7 protein-coding genes are annotated in these 10,423 nt (G+C 39.6%); 1 reads left to right on the forward strand and 6 read right to left on the reverse strand.

Features of this window, described 5'->3' with window-relative positions:
- From Megvenef_RS04535 to Megvenef_RS04560, 6 genes are all read right to left on the reverse strand, one after another.
- On the reverse strand, positions 1 to 500 hold a 500-nt coding region (locus tag Megvenef_RS04535; RefSeq protein ID WP_322776251.1), incomplete at its 3' end, for a transposase.
- Between the two features lie 714 nt (positions 501 to 1,214).
- Complete coding sequence (locus tag Megvenef_RS04540) at positions 1,215 to 1,487, reverse strand: hypothetical protein (RefSeq protein WP_322776802.1); 273 nt, start codon at positions 1,485 to 1,487, stop codon at positions 1,215 to 1,217.
- Positions 1,488 to 2,778: 1,291 nt separating this feature from the next.
- Positions 2,779 to 7,926 (reverse strand): autotransporter domain-containing protein, encoded by a 5,148-nt coding sequence (locus Megvenef_RS04545; protein ID WP_322776803.1) that lies wholly within the window; start codon positions 7,924 to 7,926, stop codon positions 2,779 to 2,781.
- Between the two features lie 359 nt (positions 7,927 to 8,285).
- Positions 8,286 to 8,498, reverse strand: a complete 213-nt coding sequence (locus Megvenef_RS04550) for a hypothetical protein (RefSeq protein WP_322776804.1) — start codon at positions 8,496 to 8,498, stop codon at positions 8,286 to 8,288.
- A gap of 125 nt (positions 8,499 to 8,623) precedes the next feature.
- Positions 8,624 to 9,643: an alpha/beta hydrolase gene (locus tag Megvenef_RS04555; RefSeq protein ID WP_322776805.1), complete on the reverse strand. Its 1,020-nt coding sequence runs from the start codon at positions 9,641 to 9,643 to the stop codon at positions 8,624 to 8,626.
- Positions 9,644 to 9,766: 123 nt separating this feature from the next.
- Positions 9,767 to 10,024, reverse strand: a complete 258-nt coding sequence (locus Megvenef_RS04560; protein ID WP_322776806.1) for a hypothetical protein — start codon at positions 10,022 to 10,024, stop codon at positions 9,767 to 9,769.
- A gap of 71 nt (positions 10,025 to 10,095) precedes the next feature.
- On the opposite strand from Megvenef_RS04560, the gene Megvenef_RS04565 reads away from it, so the two are divergent.
- On the forward strand, positions 10,096 to 10,423 hold a 328-nt coding region (locus tag Megvenef_RS04565; RefSeq protein WP_322776028.1), incomplete at its 3' end, for a transposase.

The raw sequence follows: 10,423 nt of genomic DNA on the forward strand, positions 1-10,423 counted from the left end.
GGCCTGCCTTGCCAAGCTTTAACATCGTCCATGACATCATCAGTAATTCTACTAACAAGGCTTTCGCTAATGTCAGCCCCGTATAGTTCCTGAATCTGAAGTTTAATATCTGATAGACTCATTCCTTTGGCGTATAAGGATAGAATTTTTTGATCTAAACCTTCAATTCTTGTTTTTCTTTTGGGAATGATTGCAGGTTCAAACTCAGCATCTCTATCCCTTGGAACGTCTATTGTAATAAGGCCATTATCAGTGATTAGATTCTTTTGAGATACACCGTTACGGGCGTTATTAGAAGTGATAATACGATCGTATCTGTCATAACCTAGATGATTATTCATCTCTGCCTGTAAAGCTTTTTCCACAAGACGTTTTGTTAGTTGTTTCAATAACCCGCCTTTGCTTAAAACATTCGATAGATCTACTTCTTTACTTACCAGTAAATCTATCGCTGCGGATATAGCTTCATTATTCTTATTATTGATAGTGTTTTTAGTCATATTTTATTCCTCTTAGTTATATTAATTGATTATATAACCTATAAGGAATTTACACACTTAGATGGACAGACCCTAAACTAGGGAAAAAATATAGTTTTGTATAAGGCTGATTACACACGCACCGTCATGCTGAGCTTGTTTGAAGGCGCCTTCTTGGCCTAGAATGATCGCCACTACTCATCCCTGGGCTTCATATGCCTTCACCCTAGGATCTAATAAAACAAAAAAAGATCACGGATTAAGCCCGGGATAACTGGTGTTTGCTCTTGATGACTTTGCAATATGACAACTATGTGGCCTAACAAACTACTGATCTCTTATCCATTGTTCAGGGTGTTATTATTTCTGTAACCCCCGCGCCGCGCATCGTCTTCTCCTATTTATACCGTGTGAGAACAGCTAAGGAGCAGAATTTGGTGCCACCTTAGTTAATAACAGCCTATTGCCTATATCACGTGACACACTTCGCACTATATTAGTCATTCAAGAGTTTGGCCAGAGAGGATCTCATAAAATAAAAATGGGTTCTGAACTCGAGCTACGCATACTATTAAACTTAACATAACCGACAAAGTGGCCTTTTATTTTAACAATTAACGTCCTAGCTAATGGAAGTTTGCTGAAAAGAATGCGTTATATCATCAATTGAATAATCGCTCTCCCCAATCACGAAGATATCGCCATTACTGTCTACACTAAGTAATCCCACGTTATTTATAGTTGAGGTTGTCCGAACATCTTCATTTGTAATAAAATCAGGACCAGAATCTGAAGATTCACCAAGAGAACTATCTGAATATTTTGGCTTGCAGTTACAATAGTTACTGGAGTTTCATCATCAGAACTATCAAATTTTTCAGTGTCTTTCGTTAAAGCTTTGCTCTTAGAAATTTTTTGTGATTTTTTTTCTATTATTTTCTTATTTACCTTTGTTAAAGATGCTTTCAGATCCGTTTTTATTTTTTCGAGTAACTTTACTTTAGCCATAATTTTTTATATTTTTCTAGATTAATAATTTATCCTATTCATAAGGAGTATATTGGTATAGTCAAATAAAAAAAGATTCAAGTAATTTTTATGTATTTAACCGGAGATTATATAAATAACTTTGATTTGATTACTAATAACCCGAATTTGATGTAAGAAATCATAGCAATTCTGGGTTGCTTAACCTACCATTCCTTGAAACAAACCACCATCACTGAGCTTGATCCTGGATCTTTTTATTACTCCGAAAGAGATCTTAGGCCAAGAGGCCGGCGCAGCTTTAGTCAAGCTCAGGATAACTACACTTATGCTTATATATCGTCATACCGGACTTGATCCGGTATCTCAGTCGCAGGAGATCCTAAAACAAGTTCAGGATGACTATTGATGTTTGGGATCCTAGACGAGGCCGGCTCAAGCTTCAAGTGAGTTAGGGATGACAACGGTCGTGGGTATAATTTATATTTACATGGTTGATGTTGAATAAGTTTTGTACTAGAATCCACGCTAGGGCTGCTTGGTAGGTTAGAGTAGATAAAAAATCCTCTGGACTATGAAAATTCTATTAGAGCCGGTCCCTGGCAACATCGTGGTGTTGTTAGACTGGTTCCACTTTAAAAAAAGGTTCTCGAAGGTGAACTTTGCTCAACGACTAAAGTGGTCCTACATCTCTGTCGTACTAATAAATTAGTTAAAAAACGTGTCTACCTCCCAGTTCTGCTGAACTTTCGGTGCTTCCCAGGCTCTGCCTATGCTCCAACAGCATAGTCCATCCTGAGCTTGTTTCAGGATCTCCTGCGACGGCCCGAGATACCGGATCAAGTCCGGTATGACAGTATATATAAGAATAAGTTAGTCAGCCTGAGATCGACTGAAGCTTGCGCCGGCCTCGCCTATGCTCCCAAACATCAATAGTCATCCTGAACTTGTTTCAGGATCTCCTGCGACGGCCCGAGATACCGGATCAAGTCCGGTATGACAAATAGTATACGGCCAAGTGTAGTCTAGTCATCCCGAGCTTGACTGAAGCTGCGCTTGCCCTCTGGCCTATGGATCTCAGCTGGGCAAGCAGATTCTCCTCTTCATAAGGCAGGGCGCTCTCCGCGGAGCAGTGTTGCGTTGCCTCCCCCTTGAAGTGGTCACCACACGAGCAGGGCTGGATTGACTATATATATGATACATAAAAAAACCTCTGCAACAATAAAGCTGCAGAGGTCAAATAAGTTTATGATTTATACCAAATCATAAGTCGTTGGGGTTAAAGGAACGAATTCCCTTAGCCCCATTAGAATTAGAAGTTCACACGAAGCTTCAAAGTACCTTGATGTCCAAGACGCTTAGTAGCAATCTCAGCATCATAACCAACACCATACTCCATCATGTTGTAGGCAAAGTTTACACCAGCTCCAACATTGAATGTAGTTTTAACAGGTTTATTTGATTTAACAGTTAAACCGTTAGTACCAGCAAGACCCAAAGTTTGTTTTGGATTTTTACCAATTAGATCGTGGTTAATGAATCCATGGACTTCAGGAGTTACAGTCATACCATTCGTATCGAATGTACCACCAGCAATCCTTGCACCAGCAACAACTTCAAGCTTGTTAGATGCTTTAGTCTTAACATCTATATTCTGACCTGTTGTTGATCCAGTTTCTTTATATCCACCATCATTAACTCTGCTGTATCTAAGACCAGCCATCGGTGTAAATGTTACTTGCTCTGTTAAGAAATTATAACCGAACATTGCTTCACCGTTGAATGACATAGAAGTGTACTTACCACTAACAGTATCGTACGTTGTAAGACCTGAAACTCTTTTTTCAGAATTTTTTACTTCGTTTGAACCGAATGTAGCAACTCCATGAGCAAACCAACTATCAGTAATTTGTTGCATTCCATATATGGAGAACATCATTGAACTGATCTTGGTTTTATCACCAGCTTTGAAGTTTTTATGCTTCATTTCGTTATTAGCAACAGTAACCGCACCACCGATGATCATATCGTCGTTAGCTCTAGTATCAAAACCGAAGCTTGCACCGTATGTATCATTCTTATACCCAGCAGCACCTTTTCTTTCTTTTTGCGTAGTTTTGCCAAAGAATGGGCTTATCCATGCACCGTACCTTGCGTGATCATCACCAGCATTCATACCGCTCATTGCAGCATCGCTAGATGCAACAGTTCTAGACTGAACCGGTGTACCTTGGCCTCCTGCTAGGTTAGTCATACGTTGTGACAGACCCATGCTCACTGCTCCAGATGTACTTTCTATAGCATCAGCAACTGTCGATACTGGAGGTAAACGATCAAGAGTTTCGTCGACTTTAGCTTTTACTAACTTATTAGAGCTATCTTTCAATGAACTTAATAAGTCAATAAGTTTTGCACCATCAGTACCTTGTGGAGCTGATGTCAATGCCGCGATATTAGCTTTATCAACAGCATCTGCGCTTGTCCCTAGTAGACCCAAAATAACTTCCTTAGCGTTATCTTCTTGTGTAAGAGCTAATCCGCCCTTAGCATCTATAGTTGGTGTCCACTTAGTAAACACATTAGCGCTATTATCAATAGTAACTTTAGTTATATCCAAAGTACTTCCAGCAACCACAGGATTAGCGTTATTATTAACAATTAAAGTATGTACGCGAGTCTTGCCAGCTGTTGGTCTACCACTTTGAGTATCATCAGGCGTTATATTAATAGTAGTTCCAGCTGTGTACTGAAGAGGTCCATTGCTTTGAATTTGTCCACCAGTCACAGTATCGCCAGTAGCTGTAATAACAAAATCAATTTCATTATTACCACTGAAGACTAAGTTACTTCCAGCAGCAACAGTCAACTTCTTGTCATTAAGAGTTAATGGCGTGCTTGTTATCGTAGTTGCACCGTTCAGAGTAACATTTTTATTCAGGTTTATTACACCTTTTCTCAATGTAATAGCATCTGCAAAGATATTATCAACATTTAAGTTAGCAGTGAATTGGTCATTATCAACAAATCTCACTAAAGCTGCTCTACCGCCAGCACCGATATCCTTTTGTATTGTTGTACCACCAAGAAAATCTACGGTACCAGCTCCAGGAATTATAGATCTAATTGCTGTATCAACTGTGGAACCATCAGCAAATGAAGCTGTTGAACCAGCAGTAGCTAGAGTTGTATCAATACCAGAAACTATACCTCTAAACGTTTGATTAATACCAGCTGCAACAGCTGTGTTTTTAGCATAAACATCACCAACTGAACCACCAGTTATATTAAAGTTAGCTGCCAATAAACGAGCACCAACTGAACCCAAATTACCAACTCTAGTAGAAGCAATAACACCAGTATTTACAGTAACTTCATCTGGTGCATTTGCAAGAACATTTGCCTCAAAGTTAGCTGTGTTAATAGCAATATTTCTAACACCAACAGCTTTTATGTTAACAGCTCCAACGTTAGCAGTGATAACTTGATTTGCATTAACAAGAACTGTTCCTTCACCAGGAGTATCTGTAGTAACATTTACTGCCGCAAGATCTGCAGCAGTAAGGCTTGCAGTTCCGTTTTTAGCAAAGTTTAGCTCTGCAACATCTAAACCACCATCAGTAAATGTACGCGTATCTACAGTGTCTACTATTATTTTTGTTACCTGAGCACCACCACCAACTGCACCAGCGACAGTTCCAGTACCTGTAAATACAAAGATACCTGCTTGATCTACTATACCACCGACATTTCCAGCAATAGTCGCTCTAGCAGTAGCGTGCCCTCCTGTAACATCATTGACAACATTACCAGTAATTACAGCATTTGACGATGCGCCGTTAACTATTAAGTCATTTCCAACGTTATTCATAGTTAAATTACCAGCAGTAACAGTCACATTCGCATTAGAATTATGGAACGTGTTCATGCCAGCGTTTGCGGTATTGATAACTACAGCACCTGTAATATCATTCGCAGCAGTAGTACCTAGATACAAAGAATTACCTGCTACGCCTAATGTCCCGCCAATAGTACCAGTTTGGTTCACCACTGCATTACCAGTTAATACAGCATTAACGGCACCGATATTACGCAGACCAGTTATGACACCACCACTAGCTGTTAAATTAGCACCAGCAATATCGCGTATAGAAGTAATAGTACCACCACTAATTGTTACACCATTAGCAGCGTCATTCATAGCAACAATTTCACCACCAGTTACTGTTACAAGACCACCAGCATTATTAAACCTAACTTTACCTTGAGCAACATTTACAGTCGCAACAGCATTGTTAAATGTGTTTGTACCAGCGTTTGCGGTATTAATAACTACAGCACCTGTAATATTATTCGCAACAGTAGTACCTAGATACAAAGAATTACCTGCTACGCCTAATGTCCCACCAATAGTACCAGTTTGGTTCACCACTGCATTACCAGTTAATACAGCATTAACGGCACCGATATTACGCAGACCAGTTATGACACCACCACTAGCTATTAAATTAGCACCAGCAATATCGCGTATAGAAGTAATAGTACCACCACTAATTGTTACACCATTAGCAGCGTCATTCATAGCAACAACTTCACCACCAGTTACTGTTAAAAGACCACCAGCATTATTAAACTGAACTTTACCTTGAGCAACATTTACAGCCGCAACAGCATTGTTAAATGTGTTTGTACCAGCGTTTGCGGTATTAATAGTTACAGCACCTGTAATATCAGCACCAGCTGTACCAAGGTACTGAGCATTACCAGCTACGCCTAATGTGCCAGCAACAGTACCACCTTGGTGTACAATTGCATTACCGCTTAATGCAGCATTACCACCATTAGCAATATCATTCAAAGCTGATATAAGACCACCTGTAGCTACTAAACCACCATTTGTAATATCATTCATATTAGTAATAGTACCACTACTAATCGCTAGACCAAGAGCAGCGTCATTCATAGCAGTAATAGTACCACCATTTACTGTTACAAGACCAGCAGCATCGTTAAACGTCACCGAACCTTGAGTAATATTTGCTGCAGCAAGAGCATTATTGAACGTATTTCCAGCCATAGTAGTATTAATAGTTACAGCACCTGTAATATTAGCACCAGCCGTACCAAGATACTGAGCATTACCAGTTACGCCTAATGTGCCAGCAATAGTACCACCTTGGTTTACAATTGCATTACCACTTAATGCAGCATTACCACCATTAGCAATATCATTCAAAGCTGATATAAGACCACCTGAAGCTATTAAACCACCATTTGTAATATCATTCATATTAGTAATAGTACCACCACTAATTGTTACACCATTAACAGCGTCATTCATAGCAGTAATAGTACCACCAGTTACTGTGACACGACCATTAGCATCATTGAAAGTCACTCCACCTCCAGAAATATTTACAGCCGCAGTAGCATCATGGAACGTGTTTCCATTAGTAGTAGTGTTAAAACTTACTACTCCTGTAATAGTAGCACCAGCTCCACCTATATACTGAGCATTACCAGTTACATCTAATGTGCCAGCAATAGTACCACCTTGGTTTACAATTGCATTACCACTTAATGCAGCATTACCACCATTAGCAATATCATTCAAAGCTGATATAAGACCACCTGAAGCTATTAAACCACCATTTGTAATATCATTCATATTAGTAATAGTACCACTACTAATATTTAGACCAAGAGTAGCGTCATTCATAGCAACAATAGTACCACCATTTACTGTTACAAGACCATTAGCATCGTTAAACGTCACCGAACCTTGAGTAACATTTACAGCCGCAGCATCACGGAACGTGTTTCCAATAGCAGTAGTGTTAATAGTTACATCACCTGTAACAACAGCACCAACCGCACCTAGATATTTACCACCACCAGTTACAACAACATCTCCACCAACGGTTCCTGTTTGGGTTACTATACCAGTACCAGAAACAAGTACGTTTTCACCAGCGTTAGTAATAGCCAATGTTCCGCCTGATACACTTACCCTACCATTAGCATCCGCAGCCAATGTATGTCTTATAGTTACTGCACCACCAGAGATAGTTACAGCTTTAGTCGTAACATCCTGAATAGTGATAGCACCACCAACAGTTACATTTAATGCGACGTTAATAAGATCAGTAGCACCTGGCCAAGTAACCGCGTGACCTACGTTAAAAGTTTGGCCAGTATTACCGTTTGCGTTAATACCAGGAGCTACCAAAGTTATAGCGCCACCAGTTGTAATGTCTCTTGCATGATTTAATTGAATAGAGTCTCCAACCCCAAGGGCAGCGGATAGCGCACCAGCAGAATCATTGTTTTGAACAATAACTATTGCTCCTCCAGGTCCTGTGGTAGTGCGAGCAGCAGCACTAGCGCTCTGCGCTCCGCCTGCTAGGACAGCCACGGCTGAAGCCGTTGTTAGCAAACTTTTTAAGAATTTTGATTTTGCCATAAGTTTTATCCTTTTATTTATGGTTAATAATAACTTTTTCGAAATAAATAAATCCCGAAACATTTTGCTTTGATAATTTTTAGCCTTGCACACTCTAAAGAAACACTTGAGTACATAAGGTCGCCCCTTAACCTTAGGAACGAAAAAATAACCAATTACGAAGCAATTATATACATGTAGGAAAGCTAGGAGCAAGTATTAAGTCTATCACTACACTACTTTTTCATAAGTTGTGCATTTATATCACACTAGTTAATTATTGGTGTGATTTGGGGCACAACGCCTTCATCCTGAACTTGTTTCAGGATCTTCTTTGCTTCCTGAGATCCCGGATCAAGCCCGGGATGACCTATATGGTACTATGTTACCCTAAGCAAAATGCTGTCATCCTGAACACAGATATTAGGATCTTTTTTTGCCTCCTGAGATCCCGGATCAAGGCCGGGATGACTGTGTGCTAATTCTGTCATGCTAAACAAAACGTTGTCATCCTGAACACAGATATTAGGATCTTTTTTTGCCTCCTGAGATCTCGGATCAAGTCCGGGATGACTGTGTGCTAATTCTGTCATGCTAAACAAAACGTTGTCATCCTGAACTTGAGCTGGCTACGCATGCCGTTGGCCCAGGATCTTCTTTTGCCTCCCGAGATCCCGGGTCAAGCCCGCGTGATGACCAATGGTTTTGCCTGGGATGACTAGTATTCTATATACTTTGCTGACTCTTCAAGATAGCGGTTAATAAATTTGTAGACAGAATGCTTACCTTTCCCCTCTTCACCTGGAAGATCAAAATAATGGAGACTCAGAAAATGTGGGTCTGTTTCACTATTGCCGTTATATATTAGCTGACAATTTTCGTATAACCATCTATTGGTCTCCCTGTAGCCTGCTGGGCACTCGGCACAATCACTTTCAATGTCAACACTAATATTGTACTCGGCACCAATTGCTATAGTCCGATCGTTTTGTCTTCGCAAATGGCAACGATACGGGCCGGTTTTATAAAAATCTTTACCCGGCATAATTTCCCACTGAGCATATAGCAAAACTAGTCTTATTATGCTTTCAAAAAATGGAACTTGATAATGATGTGCCAAAACTGCCGCTAATGTTTTAAACGAATTACTATTTATCTGCCTGAAGCTGAAGCCATATAACTTCCGAAAATGCTCGGCAACCATTTCTTGTACACCCGCGCCGAGTGAATTTCCTTGCAAAACTATCTGCCAAGGTTTTAGATCCATTTGATCGAGCAAATGTTTTATTACCGCTATGCCATCCTCGACTATATCAAAAATCTTCTCAGTCTTACCAGTGCTACTACGAAATCCTTTAGGATTAAAACCCAAAACCGTAGCACCGGTCTCTCGCGCCTGAATAGCCATATCACGAAAACGACTCTCGTAAAACTCCCCTCTTCCTTGGAAAAATACAAAGTACAACCCCTCACCCTTCCTTTTTGAGTTGGTCACCTCTTGAGGTATTAACAATACTGAATCTAGCTTATATTCACCAGATTGAATAAACTGTCGTTTTAAATTAAGCGACTTAAACTCATCGTAAAATACTGCTCCTTCTTGGTCTTGGCTGGATAAAAATTGTGAAAATTGTTCTAGCGAGTCTTGGCCATCGTACCCTTTACTTTTATACCAATCATCCGAATTAGTTGGATAAAAAGAGGCGGCAAAGAATTTGCGCAAGTAATTCCTTATCATATAGCTTACCCACTTTAATTTTGGGACATATTAGCAAGACTCGCCTGTGCTCACATAGCAACCTACGCTGCACTAGGTGCTGCTTTAAAATTAACGTACCAAAATTAAGGTGTTTTTGCTATATTATTTTTGTTCTTGGCGCTCGGCTTCAAGCAACAATTTTGCTGCATCATCCTCGAGCCACTTACCATTCTGAATTAGTTCCCTCTGTTGTAAGTCTACTAAATCACTATCTGGTCTACCACGAACTTCTCTGGATCCAAGATAGTGAACACTGCGATAATCCATATTAAAAATCCTTAGCGCACTATCAATAGCTTTAACTTCATGTTTAGTCCCTCCGTCAAAACTCTCCCCGCCTGAATTAACAAGGGGTTTCATGTCATAAACAGCTTACAAAATCCATAAGAAAATGGTATAATTACCGCATAAAGCTTACGGATTTTAAAATTATGCCTATAGAAAATATTACTTTTCTCCAAAAACAAGAAAGGTTATTTGAAGAGAAATTATCTACAAAACTAAATCCTAAAAACAAGTTATATAAACTAAGGGATTTAGTAAATTGGTCTGAACTTGAAGCCAGAGCATTGCCTAACATTGAAATCAAGCAATTTGGTAGAAATAAGAAAGATCATAGAGTAATGCTAGCACTATCAATGCTTCAAGCTATGTACAACGGTTCTGATTCGTTTACGGAGGAAGAGCTAAAGGAAAATATTTATTGGCAATATTTTTGTGGTTATGAATATTTGCAGCAAGATCTTGATGTGTCTGAAG

This window comes from Candidatus Megaera venefica (genome assembly GCF_034554655.1).
In the GTDB taxonomy this organism is placed as follows: Bacteria; Pseudomonadota; Alphaproteobacteria; order Rickettsiales; family Rickettsiaceae; genus Megaera_A; species Megaera_A venefica.

Excerpts from the sequence above, each read along its gene's own strand:
- Megvenef_RS04560 (WP_322776806.1), bottom strand. The coding sequence starts at position 10,024 with ATGAAACCCCTTGTTAATTCAGGCGGGGAGAGTTTTGACGGAGGGACT.
- Megvenef_RS04550 (WP_322776804.1), bottom strand. The coding sequence starts at position 8,498 with ATGACAGAATTAGCACACAGTCATCCCGGACTTGATCCGAGATCTCAG.
- Megvenef_RS04540 (WP_322776802.1), bottom strand. The coding sequence starts at position 1,487 with ATGGCTAAAGTAAAGTTACTCGAAAAAATAAAAACGGATCTGAAAGCA.
- Megvenef_RS04555 (WP_322776805.1), bottom strand. The coding sequence starts at position 9,643 with ATGATAAGGAATTACTTGCGCAAATTCTTTGCCGCCTCTTTTTATCCA.
- Megvenef_RS04545 (WP_322776803.1), bottom strand. The coding sequence starts at position 7,926 with ATGGCAAAATCAAAATTCTTAAAAAGTTTGCTAACAACGGCTTCAGCC.